Raw genomic sequence first — 15,877 nt, forward strand, 5'->3', positions numbered from 1 at the left:
GGGCCGGCGCCGTCAATGGAGCTCGGACGACGCGCGCATGGCCTCCCGCAGGACGGAGACGGTGAAGCCGTCCTTCCGTACGGACGCCAGAAGCGCCTGCTCGCGGCGGGTCACCGTGCCCGCCGCCGCCACGACCTCGTCGACGAGGGAGGCCGGGACCACCACGGCACCGTGCTGGTCGGCGTGGACCAGGTCGCCGTGCCGGACGGCCATACCGTGCACCGTGACCGGCTCGCCGAAGGAGACGACATGGGTGTGGGCGCGGGAGGGAACCACCCCGCCGGCCAGCAGCTGGAAACCCTCGGCGTTGTCCGGCACGTCGCGCACCGAACCGTTGGTGACCACGCCCAGGCTCCCGAGCCGCTGGTGGATCGTGGTGTTCACCTCACCCCACATGCAGCCGCTGCCGGCCAGTTCGCCGTCGAGGTCCTCCATCACCACGACCGTCGGACCGGGGCCGCGCGCGACGTACTCGTAGTAGGCGACGCGCAGCTCCGCGGTCGCGGCCCGGTCCCGGGGCGGTGTGGCCGCGCGGATCGTCGCGGTCCTGGCGAAGCCCACCATGGGGGGCAGGTGGGGGTAGACGCAGCGCAGCGGCCGGGAGGTGACGGCGTGCAGGCCGAACGCGGGGTCGACCAGGTCGAGGGCGTTGCAGACGGTCGGGGTGTCCAGCGCGCGCAGCGCGGCGAGTTGCGCGGCCCCGACCGCGGGACCGCTCCCGTCCTGCACGGTCCGCCCGGGCGCGGCGGCGGGCTCAGGCACGACCGTCTCCTTCGTCGTCCTTGGCGCCGGCGGGCAGGTGACGGGCCGGCACCCGTACGCAGGCGAGCGGCACATGGTGCTGCCCCGCGTGGACGTCCCGGTCGCGCAGGCCCGCCTGGCTGACGGGGCGCGGGAAGGAGATCTTGACGACGTTGAGCGCCGGGAGGCGGAAGATCCGCACCGTCTCTGCGGGCACGGCGTACAGCTCTGAGATCAGCGCCTCGTTGACCAACTCCTCGTCGGCGGCGATGGCGTACCCGGCGGCGTCCCGCATGAAGAGCTCCATGGTCACCCAGAAGGGGCCGGCGTTCTTCGAGCGGACCTCGATCGCGTAGTCGGCGAGTACGGGGGCTTCGGTGGCGGTGTCAGGCACGGGTCGCCGTCCAGTCGTGAGCGGTGCGGAACAGGCCGGTGGGGGAATCCACGTCGACGACGTGATTGAGCGTGAAGGCGTACGCGGCGCCCCGCTCGGTCTCGGCGGGCGAGGCGGGGAAGGCGAAGCTCGGCAGATACGCCATCTCCGGCAGCGGCAGGTGCAGCATCAGCGGATTGGCGACCTTGGCCACCGCGGTCGCGGTGCGCTGGTCCGAGGCGTTGACGACGAGCATCACACCGACCTCACGCGGCGGCCGCCCGTCGGGGTCGAGATTCTCCAGGATGGCGTTGTGGCCGTAGAGGCGGATGTCGAAGGCGTAGTCGTCCTCGGTGAGGCCGAGGGTCTGCGCCACCCGCTCGACGAGGACCGTCCGGAGCAGTTCGGCCCAGCGGTCGATGTTCGCCGCGATGTAGGGGTCACGGACACCGGTGAAGGAGACCGTCTCGTAGCCGGTGACCCGGGCACCTTCCAGCTTGATGGTGTGCTGCGCGGCCGGCTCGAAGCGCGAACCCTCCACCCGGACCCGGCGCTCGTCGAGGGCTTCGTAGGTGGCGTCCGAGACGTCGAGAGTGCCGGCCGGCTCGCGCATCCGGTACGGGTCGACGGTCTCGTAGAGCATGTGCGCGGCAACGGAGATGGGGGTGCACGCGGTGTCGGGGTCGAGCGGCTCGATGGTGAAACCGCCGTGGTCGATGGTGGCGAACACCCCGCCGGTCCTGGGGTTGGTGGTGCACTGCCCGCCGCACTCGACGATCTTCGCCGCGTGCCAGGTCGGCCCGGCCGGCATGCCCCGCATCAACGGCACGGCCGCCGCGACGGCGGTGTCCGTGGCGCGCCCGGCCAGGACCACCTGGGCGCCGGCCGCGATGGCCTCGGCGAACGGCTCGTGCCCCATCATGCCGACGATGTGGGCGCAGTCCTCCAGGGTGGAAGCCGTCAGCGGCCCGGCCGGCGGCAGCGGGTGGATACGGCCGGCGTCGAGCTGCTCCTTGAGGAAGGACGCCTCCTGCTCGCTGTAGACCGTGGCGATCCGCAGATCCAGGCCCTCCTCCGCCATGACCTCCCGCACGATGCCGGCGACCCAGTCGACGCCGGAGTCCGTGCCGCTGGTGCCGCAGGAGCCCACCACGAGCGGGATACCGGCCTCGGCCGCGGCCCGCAGCAGGATGCGCAGATCACGGGCGACCGCGGCAGCGGTGGTCTTCGCGGTGCCGGTGCCCAGGTAGTACGGGCCGGAGTCGGTCGAACCGCCGTCGACGGCGATCACGTCGGGCCCGAGGGTCAGGCCGCGGGCGACCGTCGCCGGGTCGAATCCGGCACCCAGCATCCCAGAGGGCACCAGGATGCCGCAGCGCTCGGCGGCAGCATCAGTGGACGAGGGCATGGGTGGTCTCCTCGGGTCGGGGTTCGGGGTGGTAGATCCGTACGTCTTCCGGTGGGAAGCGGACGGTGAGGGTGCCGGTGCCGACCCGGCGGGTGGTGCTCACCGTCAGCGGGGAGCCGCCGACGGTGACGCCGTAGCGGTAGTGGTCACCGAGATAGGAGCTGCTCTCGACCGGCACGGTGATGGCGCCCGGCTCCGTACCGTCTGCCGCTTCGGCCCTGCGGATCTCGACGTTCTCCGGGCGGACGCAGATGCTCACCGGGCCCAACTCGCGTGATCGGTGCGGCACCTTCAGCACGCCGTCCGGTCCGGCCACGCCGTCGAGCCGCACCACCGCGCAGGTGCCGTCCGCCTCGACGACAGTGGCCGGGAGGATGTTGGCGGTCCCGACGAAGCCGGCGACGAACAGGTCCGCGGGCTCCTCGTACACCTCGGCGGGGGTGCCGATCTGCCGGACCCGGCCCTGGTCCATGACCAGGATCCGGTCACTGACCGACAGCGCCTCGTCCTGGTCGTGCGTGACGAAGACGGTGGTGACGCCGACCTGCTCCTGAAGGGTCTTCAGCCACTGGCGGGAGCGGTCGCGGAGCTTGGCGTCGAGGTTGGAGAACGGCTCGTCCAGCAGCAGCATGTCCGGCGGGTGGGCGAGCGCCCGGGCCAGCGCGACGCGCTGCTGCTGCCCGCCGGAGAGTTCGTGCGGATACCGCGACGCGTGCCTGCCGAGTTCGACCAGGTCGAGCACTTCCTCGACCCGGCGGGCCCGTTCCCGCCTGTCGACCTTGCGGATCTTGAGCGGGTAGGCGACGTTGTCGCGCACCGACATGTGCGGCCAGATCGCGTACGACTGGAAGACCACGCCGCAGTTGCGGTGCTCGGGCTCGACGTCGACCCGGCCGTGGTCGTAGACGACGCGGTCGCCGAAGGAGATCGTGCCGGAGTCGGGCCGGTGCAGGCCGGCTATGGACCACAGCGTGGTGGACTTGCCGCAGCCGCTCGGGCCCAGCAGGGTGAAGATCTCACCGTCCTGCACGGTGAGGGTCAGGTCGTGCAGGGCGGTGTGGCCCGCGAAGCGCTTGCCGACTCCCGTCAGGTGGAGGCTAGGCACGAGGACGCACCCCCACCAGGGCGCGGCCGGCCCCGAGGACGACCAGGGTGATGACCATCTGGATCACTCCCAACGCGGCGACGGTGCCGCCGGTGCTTGTCGCTGCCAGCTGCAGCATGGTGAGTCCGAGGACCGGGGTCTTGTCGGTGACCAGGAAGACGGCCGGCTCGGCGTCGTTGAGCATGGCGACGAAGAGCAGGACGAACGAGGCGGCCATCGCCGGGGCCACCAGCCGCAGGACGACGGTCCGCATCGCCCGCCACCAGGACGCCCCCGAGGTGCGGGCCGCGTGGTCCAGATCGCGGCCGATGCCGGCGAGCGCCGGATAGAAGGCGCTGTAGCCGAAGGCCAGGCTCCGTACCGCCACCGCCAGGCCCAGACCCCACAGGCTGGCGCGCAGCGTGCCCGACCGGTCCAGGAGCGCGAAGCTCCAGAAGAACGCCATACCGGTGATCAGCCCGGGCATCATCCGCGGCCAGAGCATCCCCTGTTGCAGCGAGCCGCGGAAACGGAAGTCCGAGCGGTGTGCCACCACCGACAGCAGCGCGATGACGAGAGTGGTGAGCGCCCCTCCCACCCCGGCGATGAGAAGGCTGTCGGTGAGGGACTTGGTGTAGAGCGGATTGCCGAAGACGTCGGAGAAGTTCGCGGTGGTCAGCACCGACCACGGCGACACGAACGGCGACAGGATGGTGGTGAACGCGGTGAGCACCACCCCCACCAGCGGCACGATCACGAACACCGCGAGGACCAGGCCGAGTACGCCGCTGAGCGCCCAGCGCACCGGGCCGATCCGGACCGCCCGTGCCGCGGTGGGCTTGCCGGTGGTCGTGGTGAACCTGGCGGTGTCGCCGACCAGCCGGTTGCGCAGGAACAGCAGTCCCGACACCGCGGCCAGCAGGCAGATCGCGCCCGCCGACACCAGGCCCTGCCGGGAGGGGGAGACATTGACCCAGTTGTCGTACAGGTAGGTGGAGATCAGGTCGATCTTGCTGGAGAAGCCCAGGATCAGGGGCAGGCCCAGCACTTCGAGGGAGAGGGTGAAGACCAGCAGCGCGGCGTTGGTCACCGCGGGCCGCAGCAGGGGAAGGCTCACCGAGACCAGGGCACGCAGCGGCCCGGCCCCCGAGGTGCGGGCGGCGTCCTCCAGTGCCGGATCCACCGCCGTCAGGGTGCCGCGGCACAGCAGGAACACCACCGGCGCCGCCACGGTCGTACCGACCAGCGCCATGCCCGGGATGCTGTAGAGGCCGACCGGCATGGACAGGAAGGTGTGCACCTCCAGCCACGACGAGGCGAACCCCGACGGGCTCCACATCTGCGCCCAGCCGAGGATCAGCACGATTCCCGGCAGCATCAGCGGCATGAGCAGGACCGTCGTCAGCACCCTGCGGCCCGGCAGGTCGGTACGGGTGAACAGGACGGCGGACACCACCCCGAGGACGACCGAGCCCACCGTGTTGAGCACGGCGAACAGCACGCTGTTGGCGACCGCGGTCCACCAGTCGCCGTCGGCGAAGAGCGAGCGGAAGTTGTGCAGGGTCGGATGGCCGCCGTGCTCGTAGAGCGGGGTCGACCACAGCGACGCGACGGCGACGGGGACGACCGGTCCGACGATCAGCAGCAGGGCGGCGGCCCAGATCAGGTAGTGGCGGGCTGTGGTGGGCACCAGCGGTCGCCGGATTCCGGGGCTCCCGCGCCGCGGCCGGGACAAGGTGAGCGTCACCGGCCGAACGCCTTCTTCCAGCGCGCGACGATGGTGGGCTGCTGTTCGGACAGATCGGCCGGGTAGCCGCCGACGATCACATTCCCGGCCCCCACCGCCTGCTGGATGGCGGGCAGCCCGTAGGCGCACTTCACGCCCGCCCGGTAGGGGGTGAACCCGCCTTTGCAGGCGGCTTCCTGGCCCTCCACGGACAGGACGAAGTTCACGAAGACCCTTGCCGCCGCGGGTGACTTCGCGCCCTTGGTGACCGCGACGGCGCGCGGCACGAGGGGGGTGCCGTCGGTGAGGTAGCTGTAGTTGAGGACCTTGGCGGCGTCACCGGTGATGAGGGCGCGGACCGTGCCGCCGACGAAGTAGGTCGCCTCGTACTGGCCCTGGGCGAGCTTCTGCATCAGGTTGCCGGTGCCGGACTCGACGCCCGAGGCCGGGCCCAGGGCCTCGATGTTCTTCCAGCCCTCTTCGCCGTGCACCCCCAGGTAGCCGGCGACCGCCCCGAACTCGGTCGGGTTGCCGATGTCGGTGGTGGCGACCTTGCCCTTGGCCGACCGGGCGAACCGCGCCAGCGAGGCCATGTCCTTGGGCTGCCGGTCCTCCGGCACCAGCGCGGTGTTGAACGCGGCCACCACCGGGTCCTCGGACATCGCCACCACGCCGGGCGCGAGTCGCGCGTACGCCGGCAGGTTGGCCACGTTGGGATCGGTGTAGTCGGCGACGTTGCCCTTCTTCACGAAGTCCAGCATTCCGACGGCGTCGGTGGTCATCACCACGTCGGCCGAGCGGGTGCCGGTCGCCGTCTCGGTGGCGTACCGCTGGAAGATCTGGGTGTCGTTCATGTCCAGCACCCGCAGCCGGATGCCCGGGTACTTCGCCTCGAAGGCCGCTGTGACCGGCTTCATGAGCTGGTTGTCGGCGTTGGTGTAGAGCAGGAGCGACCCCTCTTTCCTGGCGGCGGCGAGGGTCGCGGCGTCCGGAGGGGTCACGGCCGAGGCCGCACCGACGTCGACGGCGGTGGCCGGCTCCTGGGACGCCGGTCCCGGGGACGAACTGCCGCACGCGGTCAGGCCGAGGGCGCATATGGCGCCCAGGACCAGGGCCTTGGTGGTTGAGGTCATCATTGTCCTCCACTATTTGCAATAGCATCGACGGCCGCGTGAAGATCCGTCTCGGGGGGCTCTGGATCAGCCGCTGAACCGCGCCGTGACGCGGGACCTGTTGGACGTCCGGCTGTGGGAACGCATCAGATCCTCCGCGAGGTCGCCGTCCCGGGCGACGATCGCGTCGAAGATGGCGCGGTGCTGTTCGTAGCGGGTCTCGGCCGCGCCGCGCCGGTCGCCGCCGACCTCGGCCAGGACGCTGCGCCGCCGTTCGTCCGCGCCGAAGGCGTCCACCATGTGCAGCATCTGGATCAGGGTCGGGTTGGCGCTCGCGCGGTCCACCAGGCCGTGGAAGCGGCGCATGTCATCGAGGATGGCGACGGCCAGTTCCCGCTCATCGGCGCTTCCGGGTTCGAGGCCCGCCCCTTTCTCCCGCACGGTGTCCGCGTGGTCGAGCAGCCGGCGCATCTCGCCGAGTTGCTCTTCGGTCGCCTTCTCCGCGGCGAGCCGCGCGGAGAGCGCGCGCAGGGCGTCCTCGATGAGGGTGACCTCGCGCAGTTCGTTCTCGTCGAACTTGGCGATCCGCACCTCGCGCGGACCGAGCCGCTCCACGAGCCGGTCCTGCTCCAGCCTCCGCAGGGCCTCGCGCACCGGGGTCGGGCTGATGGCCATGGACTCGGCCAGCCCCCGTTCGGTGACGCGTTCGCCCCGCTGCAGGGCACCGGAGATGATCGCACTGCGGATGGCGGTGTAGGCCTGGTCGCCGAGGGTCGCGGGGGAGGAGAGGTGCGGAAGCGTTCCCATGGCCGGACATACTATTCGCTATAGCAAGCCTGTCAACGGACCGTGCGGGCGGGGTCCGGCCCGGTGTCCCGGACGCCTTCGCCGTCTTGGCCGCCTTCGCCGCCGCCGATGTTCAACGCCGCGCACGCCGTCCACTGGGAACGCAGGCACGGCTTGCTTCTGTGGCGGGGACACGCCGCGGCACAGCCGCTCGGCAAGGGGCAGCTCTTCTACTTCTCGGACCGGAGTCCGGCCGCCGGCGCCAGTACGTAGTGCTCGGCGCGGTCTGCGAGGCGCCCGCCGGTGCCCGGTTCGGCGAGGAGTCCGGTGATCGCTCAAGTTCCGCCCGCCCGGCTGCCCGGCCGCGCCGTCGATGGGGCGCCACGACGAACGAACGAGGCGCGGGCGACGCCGGCCGCCTGAACCGTATGTGCCTGACCCGGCTGCCCACCCTCTGACCGCCGCCCGGGGAAAATCGCTGTCGTGGTGGGCGGAAGACGCTCAGACTCCTCCCATGGCGGACATGGGGGCGTTCCGGGAGGCGGTCATCGCGTGGGCGGCCGGTGGTCCCGGCGGACCCGCGGGGGAGTTGGCCGCGCGGCTGCCCGTGCGGGCGGCCGTCCTGCTCGAAGGGCCGAGCGACGTCGCGGCCGTGGACGCGCTTGCCGCGCGCCGCGGCCGGGACCTGGCGGCAGAAGGAGTCTGTGTCCTGCCGATGGGCGGTGCGATGAGCGTCGGACGCTTCACCCGCCTCCTCGGGCCACCCGGCCTGGGCCTGCGCCTGACCGGACTGTGCGACGAGGCGGAGTACGGCTACTGCACCCGCGGCTTGGAGCGGGCCGGTGCGGCGCGGCAGGGGTTCTTCGTCTGCGCCGCGGACCTGGAGGACGAACTCATCCGCGCGCTGGGTGTGAGGAGGGTGGAGGAACTCGTCCGGGCGGAGGGGGACCTGCGCGCCCTGCGGACCTTCCTGCGCCAGCCCGCGCAGCGGGGCCGCACCTCACAGCAGCAGTTGCGGCGCTTCTTCGGCACGAAGAAAGGCCGCAAGATCCGCTACGGCCGCGTCCTGGCCGAAGCACTCGACCCCGACCGCGTACCCGCCCCCCTCGCCGGCCTGCTCGCCGCCCTCTGACCGGGTCGGCGACCTGCGAGCCGCAGCGCGGTCGCCCGCACTCCCAACGACCGCTCCCCACCCGGCCGGTGCGGCGGAAGCCCGGTCAAGTGCCTGCCGGGGTAAGGGAATTGCTGCCACGATGTCCGTGTGGAAGTACGGGTGGAAGTTGCGGGTGAGCATGTCGCGGACGAGCTGCGGTCGTTGCGGGAGTGGCTTGTCGCGGAGGAATCACTGCGCGGACGGGTACGCCTGGTGGCCGTACCGTCCGGCGAGGGCACGCTCGGGACCGGGCTTGACGCCCTGGCGATCGCCCTCGGCAACGGCGGGGCCGCCACGGCCTTCGCGACGGTCGCGGTCACCTGGCTGAGGCGGCGGACGGGCCGGATCGAGGTGAAGTTCGTCAGGGCCGACGGTTCGACGGTGGAGATCAGCGCGGATCTGGTGAAGCCGCAGACGGCGCAGGAACTGCGGGAGACGGTCCGGGAGTTGGTGCGGGAACTCGGTCCCGTCGACGAAGGGACCGACGGCTGATGGCTCCGCCCGGTCCACCGCACCGGCCGACCGCGCTGAGTTCCACCGGCTCCCGCGCCCTGATCGTGGGTTCGGGCCGCCACATCCCCGGTTCGCTGCTGCCCGACGTCCCGGCTGCCGGGGAGACCGTACGTGAGCTGGGCCGGACCCTGGTGGAACGGTGCGGTCTGCGGGCGGAGCATCTTCGTACCCTCACCGATCCCGAGGACCCGCGCGCCCTGGGTACCGCGCTGACGGAGGTGGCCGCCGAGGCGACCGACGTCCTGCTCCTGTACTACGTCGGCCACGGCCTGGTCAGCCCCGGCAACGAGCTGTATCTGGCGACGCGGGCGACCAGCGACCCGGTGACCGGCCTGACGTACAACGCGCTGTCGTACCAGGCCGTGCGCGACACCCTCAGCGAATGCCGGGCCCGCTCGGTGGTCGTCGTACTCGACTGCTGCTTCGCCGGGCGCGCCCGCGGCGCGTTCGGCACCGCGGCGACCCATGCCTTCGAACTCGCCTCTTTCGGCGGGACCTACGTGCTGACCTCCGCGTCCGCCGACGAGCAGGCCCTGGCGCCGGCCGGGGCGCGGTACACGGCGTTCACCGGAGAACTGCTCGCCCTGCTGCACGACGGCGACCGCACGGGGCTGCCCGATCTGACGGTCGAGGACGCGTACCGGCATCTGCGGCGCGTACTGCCGGCCCGGGGCCTGCCCGAGCCGCACCGGCATCTCAGCGACCGCGCCGGTGAGCTGGTGCTGGCCGGCAACCCCGCGGCCGGCCCGGCGCGCGTACCGGACCGGCCGCCGGGGACGGACCACGAAGGCCCCGAACCGCCCTGCCCCTACCGGGGTTTGCGCTCTTTCACCGCTGACGACGCGGCGTACTTCTTCGGCCGTGAGCAACTGGTCGGTGAGGTGCTGCGGAAGATGTCGGAGTGGTCCGACAACGGCGGCCCGGTCGCGGTCGTGGGACCGTCGGGGGCCGGCAAGTCCTCCCTGCTGCACGCCGGTCTGCTGCCGGCGATCCGGCGCGGCGAACTCCGGGTCACCGGCTCGGAGACCTGGCCGCACCTGTCGCTGGTCCCCGGCGAACACCCCCTGGCCACACTGGCCGGGCGGTTCACCCAGGACACCGGGGTGCCCGAGGAGGTGCTCGCCGCACGGCTGCGCGAGGACCCGGGACACCTCTCCGCGCTGGTCCGGCAGGCACTCACCCGGAAGGACGCGGGGACGGACGCCCGGAAAGACGGGACCGACACCCGGAAAGACGGGACCGACGCCGGAACCGGCACAGCGGACGGCCGACTCCTGGTCGTGGTGGACCAGTTCGAGGAGCTGTTCACCCAGTGCGCCGACGAGGCCGAGCGCCGCGCCTTCGTCGAGGCGCTGTGCTCGGTCGGCGGACCGGACGGATCCCGGCCCGCGGCGGCGATGGTCGTGATCGCCGTCCGCGCCGACTTCTACAGCGACTGCCTGGCCTATCCGCAACTGGCCCCGACCTTCCGGGAGTTCCAGGTCCCGGTGGTGCCGATGACCCCCGGCGAACTGCGGGACGCCATCGAGCGGCCCGCGGCGGTGGCCGGCTACCGGCTGGAGGAGGGCCTGAGCGGCCTCGTGCTGCGCGACCTGCGGATCGGTGCGGACCGGCCCGAGCCCACCGAGTCCGGTTTCCTCCCCCTGCTCTCGTACGCCCTGGAGCAGACATGGGTGCACCGCGACGGCCGTGATCTGCTCATCCAGGGGTATGAGGCGAGCGGCGGGGTGTGGCACGCCGTCACCCGGCAGGCCGACCTCGTCCACGACGGGCTCACCCCTGGCGCCCGCAAGGCCGCCCGGCAGCTGCTCCTGCGCATGGTGCACGTCAGCGAGGACTTCGAGGACACCCGGCGGCGGGTCGACCTGGCCGAACTCACCGCGGCCCGCCCCGAGGCCGAGGCGGCACACGTCGCGGCGGCTCTGGACGCGCTGGCCGGCGCCCGGCTGATCACGGTCGACGACCGCACCGCCCAGATCGCACACGAGGCCCTGCTGCGCTCGTGGCCGCGGCTGCGGGCCTGGATCGACGAGGACCGCCGCGGGCTGCTGATCCACCGTCAGCTCACCGACGCGGCACGCGAGTGGCACCGCACCCACGACCGTACGGTCCTGTACGGCGGCCCGCGGCTGGCCACGGCTCGCGAGCGGTTCGCGGACGCCGGCCACCGCGCGGCGCTGACCCCCGCGGAAAAGTCCTTCCTGGCGCGGAGCGTGCGCGGTCACCGGCTGCGCCGGGCATCGGTCGTGATCGGCGTCGGCGTACTGGTGGCCGCGCTGCTCAGCGGTCTGATCGCGGTGCGGCAGAGCCGGCTGGCGGCCGACCGGGCGGACACCATCGCGTCCCGCCAGCTCGCGCTGCTCGCCGACTCCCTGCGGGACGGCGACCCCGCGACGGCCCTCGGACTGAGCCTGGCCGCCTACGGCATCTCACCCACCGCCGAAGCCGGCGCCGGCGTCCTGCACTCGTACGTGACCGCCGCTCCGGTCACCCTCACCGGACCCACCGACCGGGTCTTCAACGTGGCCTACAGCGGCGACGGCCGCGTCCTCGCCGCCTCCGCCAGGGACCGGACCGTACGGCTGTGGGACGTCTCCGACCCCCGTCGGCCGGTCGCCCGCGGCGTCATCCGCACCGACGGGACCGCGGCGGTCGCCTACCGGCCCGGCGGAAGGACGCTCGCCGTGCAGACGGAGCACTCGCTGACCCTGTGGGACGTGACCGACCCCGCAGGTCCCGTCGCCACGGCGCACCGGACAAGCCCCGCGATCAACCCGCCGCACATCGCCTTCAGCCCGGACGGCTCGGTACTCGCCGTGGCGGACGCGCACGGAGCCGTCCACCTGTGGGACACGGTCTCCGCCGGCCGGCCGGCGCCGCTCCCGGACCTGACGGCGGGCCCGGCGGACGTACGCGCCGTCGCCTTCGCGCCCCGGGGCAGGACGCTCGCCGTCGGCGCCGCGGCGACCGGTGCAGGCCGGGGCACCGCCAAGGTCACTCTGTGGGACATCGACGGTCACGGCCGGGCCGCCGGGAGCCCGGCTGCCACCGTCACGGCCGACTCCGTCGAGAGCCTGGCGTTCAACCCGCAGGGCACCCTGCTCGCGGCGGGCGGAGCGCAGGGGGCGATGGCGGTGTGGGACACCACCAGGACCGGCCGGCCCACCGTCCGGCAGGTGCAGCAGTTCTCGGCGGACGGCGCGGGCTCCGTCCTGTCGATCTCCTTCGAACCGGACGGCAAGGTGTTCCTCGCCGCGGACACCACCGGGTCGGTCGAGCAGTGGGAGGAAGCGGGCGACGCCGGCCCCCCGGACATCCGGCGCATCGACGTCTTCACCAGTTTCCCCACCGCGCTGCCCGTCTACGCGGTCGCCTACAGCCCCGACGGCTCGACCTTCACCGGTGGCGGTGAGAAGGGCTCGGTGGGCCTGTGGAGTTCGGCGAGCGCGCCCGTCCTGCCGGGGTTCCTCGCTGCCGCCGGCTCGGACGTGCCGGGCAGCGGGTTCAGCGCCGACGGGCGGCTGCTCGCCGTCTCGGCGGGGTCCGATCCCCAGGGGAGGGTGCGGGTCTGGGACGTCACGGACCCCCATCGTCCGGCGAGCGCCCACACGTTCCCCCGGCAGTGGCGCAACGCCAACTTCATCGGTGACGGAAGAACGCTGATCACCCAGGACGGGAGCCGGACCAGGATCGCCCTGTGGGACATGCGCGACCCCCGCGGCTCCCGGCACCTGTCGGAACTCGCGGCGGCCGGCTCCGTGACCGTCTCCAACGACGGCCGGATGCTCGCGGTGGGCACCGCCGGCCGTCCGGCGGTGTCCGTCTTCGACATCAGCGACCCGAGCCGGCCCCGGCCGCACGGCGAGATCTCCGTACGGAGCGAGGACCAGAGCTCCGAGGTCCACGCACACTTCCTCAACGACACGACGATGCTGGTCTGGGACGACGCGGGGGCGAGCCTGTGGAGTGCCGGCGCCGTCGCCACGCCCCGGCGGCTGGACACCTTCCAACAGCCGGCGTACATCGGCGGCCTGGCGTACGACGACGGATCGCGTCTGCTGGCGATGTGGGACTCCGAAGGTCCGCTGACGATGTGGAACCTGAAGGATCCCCGGCACCCGAAGGGCATCGCCTCCGGCGGGATCTCGGCGAAGGTGCAGAGCGCGGGATTCGTCGGCGAGGACACGCTGGCGGTGGCGACCGCCAACGACTCCAGCATCACCTTGTGGGACGTCGGTGACTCCGCCGCACACCCCCAGCGCGTCGGAGTGGTCACCGGCGACGGCAAGATGGCGGGTTTCTCGATCAGCCCCGACCTCAGGACGCTGGCCGGGCAGCCGGCCTTCGGCGGGCAGGCCCACCTGTGGGACGTCGGGAACCCGCGGCATCCGTCGGACGCGGGCACACTGCCGGACGCGTACGCGCAGGCGGGGGAGTTCAGCCCCGACGGCCGCACGCTCGCCATGACGAAAACCATCCTGCCCGGCGGTGGAAGCGGGATCGAGCTCACCGACTACAAGGCCGCGGACGCGTACCGCTATCTCTGCTCCCTCGGCCCGCACCCGATCAGCCGGGCCCGCTGGGAGCAGGTGGTGGGCCGGATCCACGCCTACCGGGAGCCGTGCGGCGACTGACGCGACCGACCGGCGGCAGGCTCGGCGACTGCTCGGCGGCCGACCGGCGACGTGCCGGCCGGGCACGTTCAGGGCCGGGTCCTGCCGCGGGGCCGGCGGGGGCCGAGTGGCGGGAGTTCACACCTCGACTCCTCGCCGTTGTCGTCCGCTCATCAGGACATCGGCTGCCGGACATGATGTGACCTGCGCTTTCAGTCGTGGACAGACGCTTGATCTCCGTTTGTCATCTCATGTCTGCCCGGCTCGCGCCGCCCCTGGGTAGCGTCGCTGCTGTTTGAACTGTCGACCCGGGAAGAACCCTTATGTCCATGAACGGTGACCACGCGTCACAAGAGCCGACCGGGCAGAGTCGGCGAGGTTTCCTGCGGAACACGGCGCTGGCCGGTGCGGGAGCGGCAGCGGCGGGAGTCGGCGCATCCGCGCTCGGCGGGACGCCCGCGTTCGCCGCGGAGACCGCCGCCACCGGCGCCGCGGACGCCGCCAAGAGCGGCGGAACCGGCAGGTGGAGCCCGGATCCCACCGCCCTCCAGTTCACCCTCGCGGTCATGCCGGACACCCAGTTCCTCTACTGGGGCAGCCAGGACAGCGTCAACCGGACGCCGCAGGAGGAGTCGTTCCGCTACATCATCGACAACAGCGGGGGCGGCACCGACAACATCGTGTTCATGGCGCACCTCGGTGACCTGACGCAGGACGCCGACGCGTCGTCGTTCCAGCAGGTCGACAAGGCGTTCGCGCTGCTGGACTCGCACGGTGCCGCGTACAGCGTGCTGGCCGGCAACCACGACGTGACCGGCGACGACAGTCGCGGCGACACCCCGTATCTGCAGACCATGGGCCCGCAGCGGTTCAAGCACGCGAAGACGTTCGCCGGAGCGGACCCCACCGGCTACAACACCGCGCACATCTTCCAGGCCGCCGGCCGCTCATGGCTGGTGCTGGCCCTGGACTGGCGGACCACCGACCAGGGCTTCGCATGGGCCGACCAGGTCATCAAGTCCCACCCGAAGATGCCGGTGATCCTCACTTCGCACGACATCGTCGCCTCGCCGTACGATGACAACGTTTTCCCGTACGAGTCCGGCGACCCGGAGGACAACGCCGTGCTCTCCGGTTACGGGCAGACGGTCTGGGACAAACTGATCAACGACAACGACCAGGTCTTCCTGACCCTCAACGGCCACTACTGGCCGCCCGGGCGTACGACCAAGAAGAACGCGGCCGGCAACGACGTGCACCTGCACATCACGAACTACCAGAACCGGTACTTCGGCGGTGGCGGCATGATCCGGCTCTACCACTTCGACCTGGTCCGCAACACCATCGACGTCGAGACCATCAACCCGTGGATCCTGGCCCAGGAGCCCGAGTCCCGCAACGAACTGGCCGCGGAACACGCCCGGATCACCGGCCCGGTCGACAACTTCTCGATCCCGATCGACTTCGAGCAGCGCTTCTCCGGCTTCATCCCGGTTCCGGTCAGGCCCGCCCGGCCGGCCGGCAAGGAACTGGTGAAGGGCACGCTGGCGTACTGGCGCTTCGACGGTCAGGGCGCGCCCGGCACCTCGCTCAGCGCGGGCCAGACGATCCGCGACCTGTCCGGCAAGGGCAACGACCTGACGGTGGTGACCGTGCCGGGCACCGCCGCCGACGCGCTGACCTGGTCCGACGACCACCACCCCGACCAGCCCGGGCACGCCAGCCTGAAGTTCGCCGGCGGCAGGAACCCGGTCCACGGCACGTATCTGACCACCAAGACGAAGGCCCCGCTGAACACCGAGACGTTCAGGAGCGGGTACACGATCGAGACGTTCGTGATGCTGCCGCTGGACTGGGACGCCGGCAACAACGGCAACGCGTCGATTCTCAGCCGGCGGGGCTCGGCCGGGGCAGCGGGCAAGCACGGCAAGAACACCGACGTGAACGAGCCGCTGGCCCAGTTCGCCGTCACGAACAACGGCCGCGAGGCGCAGTTCAACCACTACCCGCTGAACGACACCTACCCGACGACCAACTGGGGTCACGGCATGGTGGAGCTCAAGTGGTGGCACCTGGCGGTGGTCAACGACGGCCGCTACACGAAGCTGTACGTCGAAGGCGCACCGGTCGTCGACAACCCGAACCGGCTCTCGGTCGGCCTCACTTCGCTGGGGCTGCCGTGGCTGGTGGGCGGCCACGAGTACGCGGGCGCCATCGATGTCATCTTCCACGGCAACGTCGGTGACATCCGCATCGTGAACCGTCCGCTGTCCAAGGGCGAGTTCCTGACCGCCAAGTAACACGGTCCCTCCCGTCTCCCGCCCCCGGCCCGGCCGCCGGAGGCGGGAGACGCGCGTGCCAGGGCGGC

Annotated in this window: 11 protein-coding genes; 4 read left to right on the top strand and 7 right to left on the bottom strand. The window is 71.8% G+C overall.

Annotated elements, in window-relative coordinates; all coding sequences use genetic code 11:
• Positions 1–12: 12 nt before the first annotated feature.
• The 7 genes from OG552_RS31540 to OG552_RS31570 form a co-directional block, all read right to left on the bottom strand.
• Positions 13–762, bottom strand: coding sequence for an RraA family protein (locus tag OG552_RS31540; protein WP_329138741.1), 750 nt, complete (start codon positions 760–762; stop codon positions 13–15).
• Positions 755–1,135: a DUF4387 domain-containing protein gene (locus tag OG552_RS31545; protein WP_329138743.1), complete on the bottom strand. Its 381-nt coding sequence runs from the start codon at positions 1,133–1,135 to the stop codon at positions 755–757. The genes OG552_RS31540 and OG552_RS31545 overlap by 8 nt, the downstream gene beginning before the upstream one ends.
• On the bottom strand, positions 1,128–2,522 hold the full coding sequence (locus tag OG552_RS31550) for an acyclic terpene utilization AtuA family protein (RefSeq protein WP_329138744.1): 1,395 nt from the start codon (positions 2,520–2,522) through the stop codon (positions 1,128–1,130). Before OG552_RS31550 ends, OG552_RS31545 begins: the two co-directional genes overlap by 8 nt.
• Positions 2,506–3,627, bottom strand: coding sequence for an ABC transporter ATP-binding protein (locus OG552_RS31555; protein WP_329138746.1), 1,122 nt, complete (start codon positions 3,625–3,627; stop codon positions 2,506–2,508). Before OG552_RS31555 ends, OG552_RS31550 begins: the two co-directional genes overlap by 17 nt.
• Positions 3,620–5,296 carry an ABC transporter permease gene (locus OG552_RS31560; RefSeq protein ID WP_329138748.1) on the bottom strand — a complete coding sequence of 559 codons (1,677 nt, stop codon included), beginning with the start codon at positions 5,294–5,296 and terminating at the stop codon, positions 3,620–3,622. The genes OG552_RS31555 and OG552_RS31560 overlap by 8 nt, the downstream gene beginning before the upstream one ends.
• Before the next feature lie 53 nt (positions 5,297–5,349).
• Positions 5,350–6,465, bottom strand: a complete 1,116-nt coding sequence (locus OG552_RS31565) for an ABC transporter substrate-binding protein (RefSeq protein WP_329138750.1) — start codon at positions 6,463–6,465, stop codon at positions 5,350–5,352.
• Positions 6,466–6,531: 66 nt separating this feature from the next.
• Positions 6,532–7,251: a GntR family transcriptional regulator gene (locus OG552_RS31570; RefSeq protein WP_329138752.1), complete on the bottom strand. Its 720-nt coding sequence runs from the start codon at positions 7,249–7,251 to the stop codon at positions 6,532–6,534.
• 493 nt (positions 7,252–7,744) lie between these two features.
• Between OG552_RS31570 and OG552_RS31575 the strand changes: the two genes are divergently transcribed.
• From OG552_RS31575 to OG552_RS31590, 4 genes are all read left to right on the top strand, one after another.
• Positions 7,745–8,362, top strand: coding sequence for a TOPRIM nucleotidyl transferase/hydrolase domain-containing protein (locus tag OG552_RS31575; protein ID WP_329138754.1), 618 nt, complete (start codon positions 7,745–7,747; stop codon positions 8,360–8,362).
• 129 nt (positions 8,363–8,491) lie between these two features.
• Positions 8,492–8,875 carry an effector-associated constant component EACC1 gene (locus OG552_RS31580; protein ID WP_329138756.1) on the top strand — a complete coding sequence of 128 codons (384 nt, stop codon included), beginning with the start codon at positions 8,492–8,494 and terminating at the stop codon, positions 8,873–8,875.
• Positions 8,875–13,530, top strand: a complete 4,656-nt coding sequence (locus OG552_RS31585; protein ID WP_329138758.1) for a caspase, EACC1-associated type — start codon at positions 8,875–8,877, stop codon at positions 13,528–13,530. Before OG552_RS31580 ends, OG552_RS31585 begins: the two co-directional genes overlap by 1 nt.
• Positions 13,531–13,832: 302 nt before the next feature.
• Entirely contained in the window at positions 13,833–15,809 is a 1,977-nt protein-coding gene (locus tag OG552_RS31590) for a LamG-like jellyroll fold domain-containing protein (protein WP_443071089.1), read from the top strand.
• Positions 15,810–15,877 lie beyond the last annotated feature (68 nt).

The sequence above is a fragment of the Streptomyces sp. NBC_01476 genome (assembly GCF_036227265.1).
GTDB lineage: Bacteria > Actinomycetota > Actinomycetes > Streptomycetales > Streptomycetaceae > Actinacidiphila.

Bases quoted from the DNA above. Each gene is read 5' to 3' on its own strand.
- OG552_RS31585 (WP_329138758.1), top strand. From the start codon at position 8,875: ATGGCTCCGCCCGGTCCACCGCACCGGCCGACCGCGCTGAGTTCCACC.
- OG552_RS31570 (WP_329138752.1), bottom strand. From the start codon at position 7,251: ATGGGAACGCTTCCGCACCTCTCCTCCCCCGCGACCCTCGGCGACCAG.
- OG552_RS31575 (WP_329138754.1), top strand. From the start codon at position 7,745: ATGGCGGACATGGGGGCGTTCCGGGAGGCGGTCATCGCGTGGGCGGCC.
- OG552_RS31550 (WP_329138744.1), bottom strand. From the start codon at position 2,522: ATGCCCTCGTCCACTGATGCTGCCGCCGAGCGCTGCGGCATCCTGGTG.
- OG552_RS31590 (WP_443071089.1), top strand. From the start codon at position 13,833: ATGTCCATGAACGGTGACCACGCGTCACAAGAGCCGACCGGGCAGAGT.
- OG552_RS31565 (WP_329138750.1), bottom strand. From the start codon at position 6,465: ATGACCTCAACCACCAAGGCCCTGGTCCTGGGCGCCATATGCGCCCTC.